The following is a 15,321-nucleotide window of genomic DNA, read 5'->3' on the forward strand; positions in this document are numbered from 1 at the left end:
TCTGGAGGGGCTTTCGGGGCGTGTGCGCGGCGCGTCGTGAGCTGGGAGCTCAGTTCGGGTCGTCCGGAAGGCGTTTCGAGGGCTGTGGGCGGCGCGTCGTGAGCTGGAAGCTCAGTTCGGGTCGTCTGGCGGACGAATGGCGGGCGTGTCGCCATACGACCGGCTCGCTCCGACGGGCTCCCAGGCCCAGCGCCCCCTGACCCCAAGATCGTGAGTGCTTTCTCCAACATTCTTGGACCAAACACTCACGATGTCGGAGGTGGAGGGGCGCTTCCGGCGTCGCGGCGTCGCAGGGTGGGGTCAGCGGTCGACCCACTTGTCCGTCGCGTCGCCGTCGGCGGGCGCGTGCGTGTCCAGGGCGGCGAGCAGCTCGTCCACCGTGGGGCGCGCGATCAGCAGCTCGCGATGGGACGGGCGCAGGAACTCCTCGTCGCGCGCGTGGTCGAGGAAGGTCAGCAGCGGCTGCCAGTAGCCGTCCACGTCGAGAGCGCCGACGGGCTTGCGGTGCAGCCCGAGCTGGGCCCACGTCAAGATCTCGGCGAGCTCCTCGAGCGTGCCCATCCCGCCGGGCAGGGCCACGAAACCGTCCGCCAGGTCGGCCATCAGCGCCTTGCGCTCGTGCATCGAGCCCACGACGTGCAGCTCGGTCAGCCCGTCGTGGCCGACCTCGTAGTCCATGAGGTGCTGCGGGATGACGCCCACCACCTCACCACCTGCCGCGAGGGTGGCCTCGGCCAGCATCCCCATGGTGCCCACGCGGGCCCCGCCATAGACGACGCGGGTCCCGCGCGCGGCGAGGGTGGCCCCGAGCTGGGCCACCGCGGCGGCATACGACGGGGACCGGCCGGGCGAGGAGCCGCAGAAGACGCACAGGGAACGCATGCCCGCAACTGTGCCACTCGATCTCGATCAGGTGACGTTCAGATATCTGATCTCGTATGCCGTACCGCACGCCTGCATACTGTTGCGCGCTGCCCAACGACGTGACAGGAACGCTGACATGGCCTACACCACGAGCCCGACATCCCCGAGCCCAAGGAACGACCGCGGGATCGGTCCCACTGGCTCTACATCGCGGTGATCATCGCGGTGCTCGCCGGCATCACCTTCGGCATCGTCGCGCCCGACGCGGCCAAGGGCTGGAAGTGGGTCGGCGATGCGTTCGTCGACCTCATCAAGATGATGATCAGCCCCGTCATCTTCTGCACGATCGTCCTCGGCATCGGGTCCGTGCGGGCCGCAGCGACCGTCGGCAAGGCCGGCTCGATGGCGCTCGTCTACTTCCTCACCATGTCGACCTTCGCCCTGGCGATCGGCCTCGTCGTCGGCAACCTCATCCAGCCCGGTCACGGCATCACGGTGATCCCCGGCTCCGGAGCCAAGCTCGCCGCGGACGCCGAGCACGCCGGTGGAACCGTCGAGTTCATCCGCGGGATCATCCCCGAGACCCTCTTCAGCTCGCTGATCTCGGGCTCCGTGCTGCAGACGCTCTTCGTGGCGCTGCTCGTCGGCTTCGCGATCCAGAAGCTGGGCAAGCAGGGCGAGCCTGCCCTCGCCGCCATCGCCCTCCTGCAGAAGGTCGTCTTCCGCATCCTGACCATGGTCCTGTGGCTCGCCCCGATCGGCGCGTTCGGCGCCATCGCCGCCGTCGTCGGCACCTCCGGCCCCAAGGCCGTGGGCGAGATGCTCAAGCTGATGTTCGGCTTCTACGTCACCTGCCTGCTCTTCGTCGTCGTCATCCTGGGCACCGTCCTGTGGCTGGTCGCCCGGGTCAACATCTTCAAGCTGCTGAAGTACCTCGGCCGCGAGTTCCTGCTCATCGTCGCCACCTCGTCCTCGGAGTCGGCGCTGCCGCACCTCATGGCCAAGATGACGCACGCCGGCGTCGACCGCTCCACCGTCGGCGTGGTCGTCCCCACCGGCTACTCGTTCAACCTCGACGGCACGGCGATCTACCTCACCATGGCGTCGATCTTCATCGCCGACGCGATGGGCAAGCCCATGAGCATGGGCGAGCAGATCGGTCTCCTGGTGTTCATGATCATCGCGTCCAAGGGCGCCGCCGGCGTCACCGGCGCCGGCCTCGCTACCCTCGCCGGGGGCCTGCAGGCCCACCGCCCCGAGCTGCTCGACGGCGTCGGCGTGATCGTCGGCATCGACCGCTTCATGTCGGAGGCGCGCGCCGTCACCAACTTCGCCGGCAACGCCGTCGCGACCATGGTCATCGGTCGGTGGACCGGCACGCTCGACAAGGCGCAGGCCGACGCCGTCCTCGGGGGCCACGACCCCTTCGACTACGCCACGCTGGACGACGACCCGCACGCCACCGAGGTGCGACCGGGCCGGGTGCCCCACCCCGTCAACCCTGCCGACCGTCTCCAGCCGACGCCGCAGGTCAACCTGGACGAGTATGCCGCGCACGCCCGTCACGCCGACGGGTCGACCCGCACCGACGACTGACGGCACCCGCCGGCACCCTGCAACGCCGAGTGGTCAGTTCCNNGGAACTGACCACTCGGCGTTGGAGACGGGCGTCGCTGGTGGCAGAGTCGGGGCCATGAGCGACAGCGACGCCGCGGGCCGACGTGACCTCGTGGACCCGGTGGACCCCTGGACCAGCGAGCAGGTCATCACCTATGCCGACGAGACCACGGGGCTACGGGCGGTCATCGCGATCGACGACACGACACTCGGTCCGGGCTTCGGCGGCGTGCGGTGGCGGCCCTATCCCTCGACCGCGGCGGCCATCCGCGAGGCGCAGCGGCTCGCCCGGGCCATGACCTTCAAGCACGCCCTGGCCGAGCTGCCGTACGGCGGAGCCAAGTCCGTGATCATGGCGGACGGGGTCACGCGCGACGAGCCGGCGCGGCGGGCGTTGTTCGAGGCGTTCGGGGACGCCGTGGCCCGCACGCACGGTCTCTACATCCCCGGGGTCGACATGGGCACCACGCTCGCGGACATGGACGTCATCCGCTCCCGCGGCGCCCGCGTCTACTGCGCGGACGCCGACCCCTCGCCGTGGACCGCGCGCGGTGCCTACGTCGCCATGCGGGCCGGGGTGCAGCGGGCGTATGACGTCCCGACGCTGGCCGGCCTCACCGTGGCCGTCCAGGGTGCGGGCAACGTCGGGGGCGAGCTCGCCCGGCTGGCGGCACGCGACGGCGCCCGGGTGCTCGTGGCCGACGTGGACGCCGAGCGCGCGGCGTCGGTCGCCGCTGAGTGCGGTGGCGAGGTCGTGGACGTCGCGGAGGTCGTGACCTGCGAGTGCGACGTGCTCGCCCCGTCCGCCGTCGCGCGGGTGGTGACGATGGACGTCGTGCCGCGGCTGCGGTGCCGGGTCATCGCCGGCGCCGCCAACGACATCCTCGACGAGCCGTCCTGCGAGCAGGCGCTGTCGGAGCGGGGGATCACCTTCGTCCCCGACTTCGTCGCCAACGCCGGGGGAGTCATCCACGAGCACGCCCGCGCCCAGGGGTGGGACGACGCGCGGCTCACCGCCGCAGTGGACGCGATCGGGCCCCGCGTCAGCGACCTGCTCGAGCAGGCCGGCGACGGCAGCGCCGTCGAGGCGGCCCTGGAGCGCGGACGCGCCCGCCTGGCGTCGGCCCGGCGCTGACGCCGCTGATCCCGGGCGCCCACGTACGCCCGACCGGCGACCGGCGCCCGGCGCCCGGCATACGACCCCGGGTCGATCAGGCCGCCCTCAGTGCTGCTCGTTGGGGTCCTCGTCGGCGTCCTGCTTGGTCGCGTGACGCGTGCCGTGCACGTGGTCAGGCGGGCCGTAGAGCGAGTAGACCTTGAGCACCGTGTCGCCGATGTTGACGACGTTGTGCCAGGAGCCGGCGGGGACCATCACGATGTCGTCGTCCGACACGACCTCCTGGAACTGCAGGTCGTTGCTGGCCTTGCCCATCATCACGCGGCCCCGGCCGGCCTCGACCCGCAGGAACTGGTCGGTGTCGTCGTGCATCTCGAGGCCGATCTCGCCCCCCGGCGGGATGGCCATGACCGTCAGCTGCAGGTGCTGCCCGGTCCACAGGGTGTCGCGAAACATGGTGTTGTCGAGCGTCGCTCGCTCGATGTCGGTCACGAACGGTGCAGGGCCCTGGTCGGCCATGTCCACTCCTCTGGCTCGGGTGCTGTGGTCCCTCCACCCTAGACTCAGGCTCTGACACACCCCACCCGAGGAGGCCCCGTGGCCCGCGTGCCCAGCGACTGGGAGCAGATCGTCGCCGCCGACCCCACCCACTCCGAGCGCTACGTCGAGCGGTTCCGTCGGATGGCGCGCGAGGGGCACGACCTGGCCGGCGAGGCGCGGATGGTCGACGCCATGCTCGGGCGCGGCTCGCGGATCCTCGACGCCGGGTGCGGACCCGGCCGGGTCGGGGCCTTCCTGCACGAGCTCGGGCACACGGTCGTCGGGGTCGACGTCGACCCGGTGCTGATCGAGGCCGCCGAGGCCGACCACCCCGGCCCGACCTGGCTGGTGGGTGACCTCGCCGAGCTGGACCTGCCGGCGCGGGGGATCGACGAAGGGTTCGACGTCGTGGTGTGCGGCGGCAACGTCATGACCTTCCTGGCCGCGAGCACGCGGGTGGAGGTGCTGCGCCGGATGGGGTCGCACCTGGCCGACGGCGGGCGCCTGGTCGTGGGGTTCGGCAGCGGGCGCGGCTACGACTTCGGGGCGTTCCGGATGGACGCGCGCGTGGCGGGGCTCACCGAGTCGCTGATGCTGTCGTCGTGGGATCTGCGGCCGTTCCGTCAGGGCAGCGGGTTCCTCGTGGCGGTGCTCGAGCGCTGACGCAGGCGCGTCTCCTCGGCCACGGTGCGGGGGAGCGTGGCCTCCACGACCCCGGCGGACGTGTCGACGAGCAGTCGCCGACCGAGCAGCGGATGACCCGGCGGCCCGGGCAGCACGGCCACCTCGTCGGAACCCTCGTCGGACCCCTCGACCTCGACGTCGTCATCGGGCGGTGGCAGACCAGCGCCGCTCGATCGCGCCACGACCGACACCTCGCCGGTCCAGTCCTGCAGCTCCAGCACGGTGTCGCGACCTCGGCCTCCGCCGAGATCGAGCCCGCGGCCGCTGCCGGGACCGTGAGCATGACCATGACCGTATGGCGCGTCGCCCACCAGGCGCCACGGCTGCCACGGCCCGCTCCGCAGCGCCGATCGCCACGCGAGCATGCGTGCCCCGGCCACCCCGGCCCAGCCGAGACCCACCACCAGCGCGAGACGCAGGAGGTTCTGCCACCACTGCGTGACGGCGGACGGGGCGGGGTCGTCGACCGCGCCCACCGTCTCGGGGTCGTCCGGGTCGACGACCACCGTCAGCTGCGTGCCCACCGGCACCACCTGCGGATCCACGCCGTGCACGACCGAGGCATAGGTCCGGCCGCCCTCCACGTGGGTCACCCGGACCCACGGGGAGTGACCGAGCCCGGTGTAGGTCCACCCCGAGGCCGTCACCTGCGCCGGCGTGCGGACCCCGCGGTCGTGCAGCTCTGCGCTCGCCATACGGGTCATCAGTCCCGTGCCCAGCAGGAGCAGGAGGGCTGTCGCCGCGAGGGCGAGCGGCGGGGCCAGCCGGCTGCGGCAGGCTCGCTGCCAGGCAGGGGCGGTCTCGGGGTCGTCCCAGGCCACCCCGACGGGCTCCGAGCCAGCTGCGCCGTCTGCCCCGTCCACGCCGCCAGGCAGGTCGGCCGTCGCCAGCACGACCCGACGCTCGGGGTGGTGGGCGCGGATGCGCTCGGTGACGCGGTCGCGCGCCCGGCCCAGCAGGGCCCAGCCCGCCAGCAGGGCCGCTACGACGAGACCGACCACGACGACGGTGGGGTTGACGGCCGGGGGCTGGCCGGGTCCTCGGTGCCGGGCCCACCCGACGAACGCGTGCGCCGCGACGCCCAGCACCAGGATCACGGCACAGGTCAGGGCACCGACCCGGATCCGGTCGGTCGCAGCGGTCCGCATGGGTCCACCTCCACGTGGGCACGCGCCTCCGACGGAGGCGGCTCGCACGGTCACTCTGGCACGGTGGGCAGCCCGTCCGGGGGAGCAGCGCCGTGGGCGCCGGTCGGCAGTTGGGACCAGACCGGAGGAAGGATTAAAATACGTCCGCTGCCCCGTGCCCGGGAGCCAGCGCGTCGTTCAGCCCCAGCGACAGACCGTGCGCCGTCTCGGTGCCCACCCCCATGGTTCTGGAGCGACGTGAGCGACCTGCGTGACGACCGACCCACGATCCGCCCGGCGTCGTGGCGGGTCGAGGTGCACAGCCCTCGGGACCTGGACTGGTCGATCTCTCCCGAGCTGTACGCCCTCCACGGTCTCGAGCCCGGTCGCGGGCCGGACGGTCTGGACCTGTTCATCGCTCACATCCATCCGGACGACGCCGATCTGGCCGAGAAGGCCTCGGCGGCTCTCCGGCGGGGCGAGGCCTTCGCCCACCGCCGGCGCCTCGTCCGACCCGACGGCCAGTCGCGCGACGTGCTCGCCGTGGGCCTCGGTGAGTATGACGCCGCCGGCACCCTGGTCGGGGCGTCCGGCTACCTGCTCGACGTCGGACCCATGGTGCAGCAGGCGGTCGCGGAGGAGATGACCGGTCAGCTGGGTGAGGTCGTCGAGGCCCGCGCGATCATCGAGCAGGCCAAGGGGGTGCTGGTCGTGGCCTACGGGATCACCGCGGACCACGCCTTCGCCCTGCTCGGGTGGTACTCCCAGCGCACCAACACCCGCGTGCGGGCCATAGCCGCCCGCCTGGTCGAGGGAGCCACCTCCCGCGTCGGCGACCCGGCCGACCTGGACCGGATCCTGTCGGTCTTGCTCGACCCACGCTGCGCGGCGCTGCGCGACGCCCCCGAGGGGGGTGGCGCCCAGAACTGGGCCGCCGCGCGCATGCCGCCGGTCGTGACCGTGCGCCGTCACCGCGGCGTCCCGGTCATCGCGGTCACGGGTGACGTCGACGCCGCGCGGGCCGCCGAGGTGGTCCCGCAGCTGCGGGACGAGCTGGCGGCCCTGCCCCGGCCGACCCAGCCCCACGTCCTCGACCTGTCGGGGGTGGGCTATCTCGGGCCGGCCGCGGTGATGGCGGTGGCGGGTGTCGTGGCCAAGCACCTGTCCACCCCGGCCGACCTGCGCGTCGTCGCCGGGGGCGCCCGGGCCCAGCTCGTCGCGGCGGGCCTGCCGCGGAGCCGGGTCGTGCGCCGCGCTGGCGCGTCCGAGTCGGTCTGACCCGCGAGCCTGCCCCGAAGGGGTCACCCCGGGTGACGTCCGCCGCGGGCACGGCATACGGTCTGGTCATGGGCACTCTCCCCGCACCGCGCGACATCTCCGGCCCCGAGGCGACCGCCGCGATCCACGAGCAGGGCGCGCACCTCGTCACCTGGACCCCCACCGGCGGGCAGCCGGTGCTGTGGGTCAGCCGCGACACCCTCCTCGAGGAGGGGACGGCGATCCGGGGCGGGGTGCCGATCTGCTTCCCGTGGTTCGGCCCCGGCCGCTCCGGCGACCGCAAGCCCTCCCACGGACCCGCGCGCACCACGCGCTGGGAGCCCGTCGTGATCGAGGAGGGACGGGCCGAGCTGACCCTCACCCTGGGTGCCCTCCGCGCGACGTATGCCGTCCGCGCGGGCCGCCGCCTCGAGCTCGCGCTGCGCGTCACCAACGTCGGGTCGCAGGAGGAGACCTACGAGGAGGCGCTGCACACCTACCTCGCCGTGGGCGACGTGCGGCAGGTGTCGCTCGAGGGGCTCGACCGTGCGTCCTACGTCGACAAGACCGACAAGGGCGCGACGCGGCGCCAGGAGGGCCCGGTGACCCTGCGGGGCGAGACGGACCGCGTCTATCGGTCGGCCTGCCCCGTCACCGTCGTCGACCCGGTGCTCGGGCGGCGGCTGCGCATCACGACGTCCGGCTCGGCCAGCACCGTGGTGTGGAACCCCTGGGCGGACAAGGCCGCCGGCCTCGCCGACATGGGCGACGACGAGTGGACCGGGATGGTCTGCGTCGAGGGCGGCAACGTGCTCGCCGACGAGATCACCCTGGCGCCGGGGGACTCGCACACGCTGCGCTACGAGATCGAGGTGCTCCCGCTCTAGCGGGCCGGGTGCAGGGCAGCCTCAGGTGATCTCGGCCCACGCCGCGGCGATCGCGGCCACGGCTCGCTCCAGCGTCTCCACCGGCTGCGTGAACGGCGTCCGCAGGTAGCCCTCCAGGCCGCTGCGGTCAGGGCTGAACGCCGCGCCCGGCGCCAGCCGCACTCCGCGCCGCGCAGCGGCCGTGACCAGGGCGGACGATCGTGGCTGCGGGAGGCGCCACCACAGGCTGAGCCCACCGCGGGGGACCTGGGCCTCCCAGCCCGGCAGGGTCGCGGTGACGAGGGCGTGCAGGCTGTCGCGCTGGTGGACCAGGGCGGCGCGCCGCTCGGTGTCCGGCTGGGGGTGGCGCAGCAGGTCGGCCAGGGCGATCTGCTCGAGGACCGGGGCGCCGAGGTCGAGGGAGAGCCGCGCCTGCTGCACGGCCGCCAGGAGCGGCCCCTCGGCGCGGACCCACCCGAGCCGCAGGCCGCCCCAGTGCGACTTGCTGCACGAGCCGACGCTGATGGCCGGGCCGTGCGCTGCCACGGGGCGGGGCAGCACGGGGGCGTCCAGAGCCATGTCGATCGGCGTCTCGTCGACCACCAGCGGCACGCCGGCGCGCGCGAGGCCGCGGACCAGGAGCGCGCGACCGTCGTCGTCCAGCAGGTGACCCGTCGGGTTGTGGAAGTCCGGGATCAGCAGGGCCGCCCTGGCCCGCGAGGCCGCCGCCGCCGTCACGATCCCCTCGACGTCGAACCCGTCCTCGATCATGGGCACCGCCACCGGCCGCGATCCCTGCCGCTGCAGTGCGGCGATCGAGTTGGGATAGCTCGGGGACTCCAGGACCACCCGGTCGCCCGGCGAGGCCAGGGCGCGGAGCACGGCGGCGACCCCGGCCAGCGCGCCGCTGGTGATGATCACCTGGTCAGGCGTGGTCGGCACCCCGCGCGCGGCATAGTGCTCGGCCACCGCCTCCCGGAGCACGGGGAGCCCGGCCGGGTGGTAGCCGCTGCCCGCGAGGTAGCGCGGGAGCTGGGCGATGGCCCGCTCGAACGCCGCCACGAGCCCTGGCACCGTCGGCGGCACGGTGACGGTGAGGTCGGCGACGGTCGGAGGCGCGTCCCCGCTCAGCGTGCGCCCTGGCAGGCCGAAGGGCTCCTCGCCGGCGGGAGCGGGCGGCCCCGGCAGGCGCGTGCGGGTGCCGGACCCCTGCCGCGCCTCGGCGTAGCCCCGCTCCACGAGGTCGGCGTAGGCCCGTGCCACGGTCGTGCGGCTGACCCCGAGCTGGGCCGTGAGGGCGCGCTCGCCCGGCAGGGTCGTGTCGGGGAGGACACGTCCGTCAGCGACGAGCAGCCGGATGCCGTCCGCGAGCCAGCGATAGGCCGGGACGCCCGGGCCGGCCGGCCCCAGCTGTTGCGCCAGGCGGTGCGGAGTGAGGCGGCGGGGCGTCATACGGTCCACTATGACTCAAGTGGCTATGTCGGACCAGTCCACTTGTGGGGGATGATGGTCGTATGACGCGCCCCACCCGCTCCCTCCAGCCGATGACCCCGATGCAGCAGCTGCGCGCCGGCCGCCTGCCGCGACGGCTGGTGCAGCTCATGGTGGGGCTCACCCTCTATGGCATCTCGATGAGCATGATCATCCAGGCGGCGCTGGGGCTCGACCCGTGGGACGTGTTCCACGTCGGGGTCGCCCTGCACCTGCCCATGTCGATCGGCGTCACCGTGATCGTCGTCGGCGTGGCCGTGCTGCTGGCGTGGATCCCGCTGCGGCAGTGGCCCGGTCTCGGCACCGTCGCCAACGCCATCTGGATCGGCGTCGCCACCGACTGGACCCTGAGCTGGCTCGACGCGCCCTCCTCGCTGTGGGTGCGGGCGGTCTTCCTCGTCGCGGGGATCGTGCTCAACGGCCTGGCGGGCGCGCTCTACATCGGCGCGCAGCTCGGGCCCGGCCCCCGCGACGGCCTGATGACCGGCCTTGCCCACCGCACCGGCCTGTCGTTGCGGCTCGTACGGACCTCGCTGGAGGTCGCCGTGCTCGCGATCGGCTGGCTGCTCGGCGGCGGCGTGGGCCTCGGCACCGTGCTGTATGCCGTGGGGATCGGCCCGATCGTGCAGCACCTCCTGCCCTGGTGCATCGTCCCGGTCACGGACCCCACCCCCTCGCCGAGTGGTCACCTGCCGACGGCTTCGCGCGTCGGGAAGTGACCACTCGGCGGGGTCGGGCGCTCGTCGGGAGGTGACCAGTCGGCGGAGGTGGCCGGAGCGGCGCTAGGGGGCGACGGGTAGGCCCTCGTCCGCGCTGGGCGTCGCCGGGAGGGCCGCGGTGTGGCCGCGTCGACGGGTCCGCCGCTCGATCAGCCCGGCCAGCGTGGTGAGGGTGTAGTTCATCGCGATGTAGAGGACGGCGACGAAGATCAGGGCGGGCACGACGTTGCCCTGCCAGGACCCGATCTGGTCGGCCTTGCGGAGCAGCTCCTCGTAGAGGATGACGTAGCCCAGCGCCGTGTCCTTGAGGACGACGACGAGCTGGCTGACCAGCGACGGAAGCATCGCGGTGAGGGCCTGGGGCAGCTGCACCGAGCGCATCACCTGGCCGGGGCGCAGGCCGATCGAGAGCCCGGCCTCGGCCTGACCCTTGGGCAGGTTGTTGACGCCGGAGCGGATGAGCTCGGCGATGACGGCGCCGTTGTAGAAGGTGAGCCCGGTGACGACGCCCGCGAGGGACTCGTAGCCCGGGAACATCCCGCGGTTGACGAAGAGGGCGTAGCTGCCCAGCATCATGACGAGCACGGGGATCGCGCGGAAGACCTCGACGACCGCGCTGCACAGCCACCGCACCGGCCGCACGGACGACAGGCGCCCGACGCCGAGCAGCAGGCCGATCACGCCGGCGGCGGCGATGGAGATCGCCGCGGCACGCAGGGTGCCGAGGATGCCGGGCAGGAGGTACTCCGACCACACGTCGGTCCACAGCAGGGGACGCCACTTGGCGGCGTCGAGCTGCCCCTTGGCGGCGAACTGCATCAGGATCCAGACCCCGATGCCGATCGCGATCAGCAGCAGGACTCCGGCCACGATGCGCTGGTTGCGGCGGGTCCGCGGCCCGGGGGCGTCGAACAGGACGGACGCGTCGGAGCTCATCGCTTGACCTCCATGCGGGTGGCGAGCCGGGTGAAGAACAGGCCGGTCGGCAGGGTGAGGATCACGAAGCCCAGGGCGACGATCAGGAAGAAGGTCATGATCGCGTCGGGCCGGTCCTCGATGACCTGCGCCTGCAGGTAGGAGATCTCCGCGACGCCGATCACCGACACGACCGTGGTGTTCTTGGTCAGGGCGATCAGGGTGTTGCCCAGCGGCACGATCGCCGCGCGGAAGGCCTGGGGCAGCACGATCTGGGTCAGCGTCTGGCGGAAGCCGAGGCCGAGGGAGCGCGCCGCCTCGGCCTGCCCGACGGGCACGGTGTTGACGCCCGACCGCAGCGCCTCGCAGACGAAGGCCGCGGTGTAGATCGACAGCGCCGCGACGGCGAACCGGAAGTTGTTGTCGCTGATGAAGGTCGGCGACTGCGCGCTGGCGAGGCGCAGGTTGAGCTGCGCGACCAGGCCGAGGGAGCAGAAGACGACGATCAGCGTCAGCGGGGTGTTGCGGACGATGTTGACGTAGAGCGCGCCGAGGAAGCGCAGCATCGGGACGGGGGACAGGCGGAAGATCGCGAGGATCGTCCCGATGACGAGGGCGCCGATGCCGGACAGGACCGTGAGCTTGATGGTCATCCAGAACGCGCCGAGGATGTCGAACTCGCTGAAGAGCTCTTGCATCCGCACTCCTTGGGGGTGAGGGGACCGGCGGGGTGGCGGTGAGCACGTATGCCGGGGCGCTCCCGGCATACGTGCTCACCGTGCGGCGCGCCTCCCCGCCGCGAGGAGGGGAGGGCGCGGACCGGCCGAGGTCAGGCGCACGCGGCGGGCTTCGGGGGGTTCTTGCTGGTGTCGACCTTGAACCCGCCGGTGCCGAGGTTCTTGTCGACGGCCTTCTGCCACTCGCCGGACGAGATGTACTTGTTGATCGCGTCGGTGACCTTCTGGCAGGTGGCGGTGTCGCCCTTCTTGACGCCGACGCCGTAGTTCTCGGTGCTGAAGGTCTTGCCGACGACCTTGAGCTTGCCTTGGTACTGCGACTGGCCGGCGTAGCCCGCGAGGATCGTGTTGTCGGTGCTCAGGGCGTCGATGGAGCCGCTGGACAGGGCCTCGACGCACTTGGAGTAGGTGTCGTACTCCTGGAGCTGCACGTTGGGGTACTGGTCCTTGATCTTGGTGGCCGAGGTGGAGCCCTTGACCGAGCAGAGCTTCTTGCCGGACAGGGCGTCGGGGCCGGTGATCGAGGTGTCGTCGGCGCGGACCAGCAGGTCCTGGCCGGCGACGAAGTACGGGCCGGCGAAGGAGACCTTCTCCTTGCGCTTGTCGGTGATCGAGTAGGTGCCGACGATGTAGGCGACCTTGCCCGCCTGCAGCGTGGCCTCGCGCTGGGCGCTGACGGCCTCGACGAACTCGGGGGTCTTGCCCATCTCCTTGGCGATGTACTTGGCCAGGTCGACGTCGAAGCCGGAGTAGCTCGAGCCCTCCTTGAGGCCCAGGCCGGGCTGGTCGAACTTGATGCCGACCTTGATGGTCTCCCCGCCGGCCGCGCCGGAGGCGGCGCCGGACGAACCGGAGCCCGAGCTGCTGCTGGAGCTGCCGCAGGCGGCGATGGAGGTGGCGGCGAGCGCGATGGCTGCGGCGGCGGTGGTGGTGCGACGGATCGTCATGAGATCTCCTCGGGTGGTGGCCGGTGGGCCGGCTCAGTGGGTGAGGATCTTGCCGAGGAAGTCCTTGGCGCGATCCGACTGCGGGTTGGTGAAGAACTGCTCGGGGGTGGCTTGCTCGACGATCTGCCCGTCCGACATGAAGACGACCCGGTCCGCGGCCTTGCGGGCGAAGCCCATCTCGTGGGTGACGACGATCATCGTCATGCCGGTGCGGGCGAGCTGGGTCATGACGTCGAGGACCTCGTTGATCATCTCGGGGTCGAGGGCCGACGTCGGCTCGTCGAACAGCATGACCTTGGGGTCCATGGCGAGGGACCGGGCGATCGCGACGCGCTGCTGTTGGCCGCCGGAGAGCTGGGCGGGGAACTTGTCGGCCTGGTGGCCGACGCCGACGCGGTCGAGGAGTTGGCGGGCGCGAGCCTCGGCGTCCTTCTTGCCGAGCCCGCGGACCTTCATCGGGCCCAGGGTGACGTTGTCGAGGATCGTCTTGTGGGCGAACAGGTTGAACGACTGGAAGACCATGCCCACGTCGGACCGCAGCTGGGCCAGCGCCTTGCCCTCCTCGGGGAGGGGTCGGCCGTCGATGGAGATGGAGCCGGACTCGATGGTCTCGAGCCGGTTGATGGTGCGGCACAGGGTCGACTTGCCCGAGCCGGAGGGGCCGATCAGGACGACGACCTCCCCCTCGTGGACCGTCAGGTCGATGTCGCGGAGGACGTGGAGGTCTCCGAAGTGCTTGTTGACCTGCTCCATCACCACGAGGGGACGGCGGTCGCCCGAGGGCGGGGTGGCGGCGGTGCTCATGGAGGGGAGAGTAGCCCCAGCGTCCGACAGGGTCTCCCCCCGAGCACCTTAGGTACGCGAACGGTTGGCAGATCGTGACCATGACGTGCAACCTGAGAGACGGCGCCCGCGTCATTCGGGTGTCAGCACCTCTTGGGGAGGGAAGGGAACCGCATGGACGAGCGCGACGAGGAGTTCACTGCTTTCGTGGCAACACGCTCCGGACCGTTGCTCCGCTACGCGTACCTGCTGACGGGTGATCACGCCTCGGCGGAGGACCTGCTCCAGAGCACTCTGGTCAAGGTCTACCTGTCGTGGCACAAGATCGCGGACCACCGGTCCGTCGATGCCTACACCCGCACGGCCATGACGCGCACCAACATCTCGGTGTGGCGCAAGGTGGGGCGGCGTGAGTACGCAACGGAGACGACACCCGACGAGGCCGTCGAGGATCGGCACGACATCGACGAGCGGGACGGGATGTGGGCGCTGCTGCAGACGCTCGGGTCCCGTCAGCGCACGGCGCTCGTGCTCCGGTTCTACGAGGACCTCCCGGAGGCGGAGATAGCAGACATCATGGGGTGCTCCTTGGGCACGGTGAAGAGCCAGATCTCACGCGGCCTGGCCAACCTTCGCAAGGTCGTGCCTGCACGTGACGAGATGTGGGAGAGGGGGTTGGGTCATGCGGGATGACGAGCTCGGACGCCTGGTGAGGCGTTCGCTGGAGGGGCACGCCGACGACGTGCGGCCCTCGCCCGACCTCGGCGAGTGGGTCGTGGAGCGCGGCAAGGTCGTGCGCCGTCGCCGCCGGGTGACCGCCATGGCCGGGGCCGGCACGACGCTGGCGCTGGTGGTGGGGGCGGCGGTCCTCGTGCCGCGGCTCGCGGACGGCCAGGATCCCGAGGACAAGGTCGTCCCTGCGACACCCCCGACGTCGCAGGTCACGACCGCGCCCGCGATCCCCTCGCCCACGCCCACCAGCACGGGCACCAGCGCGCCCGAGCCCACCTCGGAGCCGCCGTCGGTCCCCCGGTCGACGGCGACGTCCCCGACGGACGTCCCGTCGGCCACGGCCACGGCGACGCGCACCGCCCCGACGAGCACGCCCACCGCGAGCGGGACCCTCGCGCCCGAGCCCGGGTCGTCCTTCGAGACGCCCTTCGGCCCGGTCGCGTTCCCCACCGGCACCAGCGTCAAGATCGCGGGCACGCGTGCCGGGGACCGCTATCTCGCGCTCGTGGGCTCCAACGACGACCAGACCGACTCGGCGCCGCCCAACCAGGCTCGCCTCATGAGCGTGGCGAGCGACGGCACCGCGATCGTCCTCGCCTCGGCGGGCAACGGGTCCGCCCACAGCTTCGCCACCAGTCCCAACGGCCGGTTCGTCGTCGTCGCGATCCACGACGACGGCGGCGAGCGCCTCGAGGCCTATCGCGTCGGACAGCTCGGCGCGCGGGCGTCATACATCGTCCCGGAGGAGTGGCAGGGCGAGATCGTCGGCTGGGCCACCGAGGGCGTCACCATCAAGGGGACGCAGTCGGCGCACGAGCTCACCTGGCAGATGGACTCCGGACGGGTCACGGTGCGACCGGCTCCCGACGCCCCGCCGACCACGCTGGTCACGGGGCGCTAGGTTGGCGGGGACGACCCGCGTGGC

16 protein-coding genes are annotated in these 15,321 nt (G+C 72.2%); 8 read left to right on the forward strand and 8 right to left on the reverse strand.

Annotated features, from left to right (window positions below; translation table 11 throughout):
• Positions 1-300: 300 nt before the first annotated feature.
• Positions 301-882 carry a TIGR00730 family Rossman fold protein gene (locus B2P18_RS13235; protein WP_239261878.1) on the reverse strand — a complete coding sequence of 194 codons (582 nt, stop codon included), beginning with the start codon at positions 880-882 and terminating at the stop codon, positions 301-303.
• Positions 883-1,071: 189 nt separating this feature from the next.
• On the opposite strand from B2P18_RS13235, the gene B2P18_RS13240 reads away from it, so the two are divergent.
• Complete coding sequence (locus B2P18_RS13240) at positions 1,072-2,460, forward strand: cation:dicarboxylate symporter family transporter (RefSeq protein ID WP_286961083.1); 1,389 nt, start codon at positions 1,072-1,074, stop codon at positions 2,458-2,460.
• A gap of 97 nt (positions 2,461-2,557) precedes the next feature.
• On the forward strand, positions 2,558-3,616 hold the full coding sequence (locus tag B2P18_RS13245; protein ID WP_286960952.1) for a Glu/Leu/Phe/Val dehydrogenase dimerization domain-containing protein: 1,059 nt from the start codon (positions 2,558-2,560) through the stop codon (positions 3,614-3,616).
• 87 nt (positions 3,617-3,703) lie between these two features.
• Here B2P18_RS13245 and B2P18_RS13250 read toward each other — a convergent pair whose 3' ends face one another.
• Positions 3,704-4,117, reverse strand: a complete 414-nt coding sequence (locus B2P18_RS13250) for a cupin domain-containing protein (RefSeq protein ID WP_019286662.1) — start codon at positions 4,115-4,117, stop codon at positions 3,704-3,706.
• Positions 4,118-4,195: 78 nt separating this feature from the next.
• On the opposite strand from B2P18_RS13250, the gene B2P18_RS13255 reads away from it, so the two are divergent.
• Positions 4,196-4,801 carry a class I SAM-dependent methyltransferase gene (locus B2P18_RS13255; protein ID WP_019286661.1) on the forward strand — a complete coding sequence of 202 codons (606 nt, stop codon included), beginning with the start codon at positions 4,196-4,198 and terminating at the stop codon, positions 4,799-4,801.
• On the opposite strand, the gene B2P18_RS13260 is transcribed toward B2P18_RS13255, so the two are convergent.
• Positions 4,762-5,970 (reverse strand): DUF3592 domain-containing protein, encoded by a 1,209-nt coding sequence (locus tag B2P18_RS13260; protein ID WP_286960956.1) that lies wholly within the window; start codon positions 5,968-5,970, stop codon positions 4,762-4,764. The genes B2P18_RS13255 and B2P18_RS13260 overlap by 40 nt on opposite strands.
• A 237-nt stretch (positions 5,971-6,207) precedes the next feature.
• On the opposite strand from B2P18_RS13260, the gene B2P18_RS13265 reads away from it, so the two are divergent.
• Complete coding sequence (locus tag B2P18_RS13265; protein WP_286960958.1) at positions 6,208-7,227, forward strand: ANTAR domain-containing protein; 1,020 nt, start codon at positions 6,208-6,210, stop codon at positions 7,225-7,227.
• A 68-nt stretch (positions 7,228-7,295) separates the two neighbouring features.
• On the forward strand, positions 7,296-8,093 hold the full coding sequence (locus B2P18_RS13270) for a D-hexose-6-phosphate mutarotase (RefSeq protein WP_286960976.1): 798 nt from the start codon (positions 7,296-7,298) through the stop codon (positions 8,091-8,093).
• A 21-nt stretch (positions 8,094-8,114) separates the two neighbouring features.
• On the opposite strand, the gene B2P18_RS13275 is transcribed toward B2P18_RS13270, so the two are convergent.
• Complete coding sequence (locus B2P18_RS13275; protein WP_286960985.1) at positions 8,115-9,524, reverse strand: PLP-dependent aminotransferase family protein; 1,410 nt, start codon at positions 9,522-9,524, stop codon at positions 8,115-8,117.
• A 62-nt stretch (positions 9,525-9,586) separates the two neighbouring features.
• On the opposite strand from B2P18_RS13275, the gene B2P18_RS13280 reads away from it, so the two are divergent.
• The gene (locus tag B2P18_RS13280; RefSeq protein ID WP_239261891.1) at positions 9,587-10,282 is read left to right on the forward strand and encodes a YczE/YyaS/YitT family protein; all 696 of its coding nucleotides are present in this window, start codon (positions 9,587-9,589) and stop codon (positions 10,280-10,282) included.
• A gap of 63 nt (positions 10,283-10,345) precedes the next feature.
• On the opposite strand, the gene B2P18_RS13285 is transcribed toward B2P18_RS13280, so the two are convergent.
• The 4 genes from B2P18_RS13285 to B2P18_RS13300 all read right to left on the reverse strand — a co-directional run bounded on the left by B2P18_RS13285 (position 10,346) and on the right by B2P18_RS13300 (position 13,634).
• Positions 10,346-11,218, reverse strand: coding sequence for an amino acid ABC transporter permease (locus tag B2P18_RS13285; RefSeq protein WP_286960988.1), 873 nt, complete (start codon positions 11,216-11,218; stop codon positions 10,346-10,348).
• Positions 11,215-11,895 carry an amino acid ABC transporter permease gene (locus B2P18_RS13290; RefSeq protein ID WP_019286656.1) on the reverse strand — a complete coding sequence of 227 codons (681 nt, stop codon included), beginning with the start codon at positions 11,893-11,895 and terminating at the stop codon, positions 11,215-11,217. The genes B2P18_RS13285 and B2P18_RS13290 overlap by 4 nt, the downstream gene beginning before the upstream one ends.
• A gap of 131 nt (positions 11,896-12,026) precedes the next feature.
• The gene (locus B2P18_RS13295) at positions 12,027-12,881 is read right to left on the reverse strand and encodes a glutamate ABC transporter substrate-binding protein (RefSeq protein ID WP_239261895.1); all 855 of its coding nucleotides are present in this window, start codon (positions 12,879-12,881) and stop codon (positions 12,027-12,029) included.
• Positions 12,882-12,914: 33 nt separating this feature from the next.
• Positions 12,915-13,634, reverse strand: a complete 720-nt coding sequence (locus B2P18_RS13300) for an amino acid ABC transporter ATP-binding protein (protein WP_372490220.1) — start codon at positions 13,632-13,634, stop codon at positions 12,915-12,917.
• Between the two features lie 204 nt (positions 13,635-13,838).
• Between B2P18_RS13300 and B2P18_RS13305 the strand changes: the two genes are divergently transcribed.
• Positions 13,839-14,357: a SigE family RNA polymerase sigma factor gene (locus tag B2P18_RS13305; protein WP_019286653.1), complete on the forward strand. Its 519-nt coding sequence runs from the start codon at positions 13,839-13,841 to the stop codon at positions 14,355-14,357.
• Entirely contained in the window at positions 14,347-15,297 is a 951-nt protein-coding gene (locus tag B2P18_RS13310; RefSeq protein WP_286961027.1) for a hypothetical protein, read from the forward strand. The genes B2P18_RS13305 and B2P18_RS13310 overlap by 11 nt, the downstream gene beginning before the upstream one ends.
• Positions 15,298-15,321 lie beyond the last annotated feature (24 nt).

This window comes from Arsenicicoccus sp. UBA2120 (genome assembly GCF_002330965.1).
GTDB lineage: Bacteria > Actinomycetota > Actinomycetes > Actinomycetales > Dermatophilaceae > Arsenicicoccus > Arsenicicoccus bolidensis.

Bases quoted from the DNA above. Each gene is read 5' to 3' on its own strand.
- B2P18_RS13300 (WP_372490220.1), bottom strand. From the start codon at position 13,634: ATGGAGCAGGTCAACAAGCACTTCGGAGACCTCCACGTCCTCCGCGAC.
- B2P18_RS13235 (WP_239261878.1), bottom strand. From the start codon at position 882: ATGCGTTCCCTGTGCGTCTTCTGCGGCTCCTCGCCCGGCCGGTCCCCG.
- B2P18_RS13285 (WP_286960988.1), bottom strand. From the start codon at position 11,218: ATGAGCTCCGACGCGTCCGTCCTGTTCGACGCCCCCGGGCCGCGGACC.
- B2P18_RS13295 (WP_239261895.1), bottom strand. From the start codon at position 12,881: ATGACGATCCGTCGCACCACCACCGCCGCCGCAGCCATCGCGCTCGCC.
- B2P18_RS13280 (WP_239261891.1), top strand. From the start codon at position 9,587: ATGACGCGCCCCACCCGCTCCCTCCAGCCGATGACCCCGATGCAGCAG.
- B2P18_RS13305 (WP_019286653.1), top strand. From the start codon at position 13,839: ATGGACGAGCGCGACGAGGAGTTCACTGCTTTCGTGGCAACACGCTCC.
- B2P18_RS13270 (WP_286960976.1), top strand. From the start codon at position 7,296: ATGGGCACTCTCCCCGCACCGCGCGACATCTCCGGCCCCGAGGCGACC.
- B2P18_RS13275 (WP_286960985.1), bottom strand. From the start codon at position 9,524: ATGACGCCCCGCCGCCTCACTCCGCACCGCCTGGCGCAACAGCTGGGG.
- B2P18_RS13245 (WP_286960952.1), top strand. From the start codon at position 2,558: ATGAGCGACAGCGACGCCGCGGGCCGACGTGACCTCGTGGACCCGGTG.
- B2P18_RS13260 (WP_286960956.1), bottom strand. From the start codon at position 5,970: ATGCGGACCGCTGCGACCGACCGGATCCGGGTCGGTGCCCTGACCTGT.
- B2P18_RS13250 (WP_019286662.1), bottom strand. From the start codon at position 4,117: ATGGCCGACCAGGGCCCTGCACCGTTCGTGACCGACATCGAGCGAGCG.
- B2P18_RS13310 (WP_286961027.1), top strand. From the start codon at position 14,347: ATGCGGGATGACGAGCTCGGACGCCTGGTGAGGCGTTCGCTGGAGGGG.
- B2P18_RS13290 (WP_019286656.1), bottom strand. From the start codon at position 11,895: ATGCAAGAGCTCTTCAGCGAGTTCGACATCCTCGGCGCGTTCTGGATG.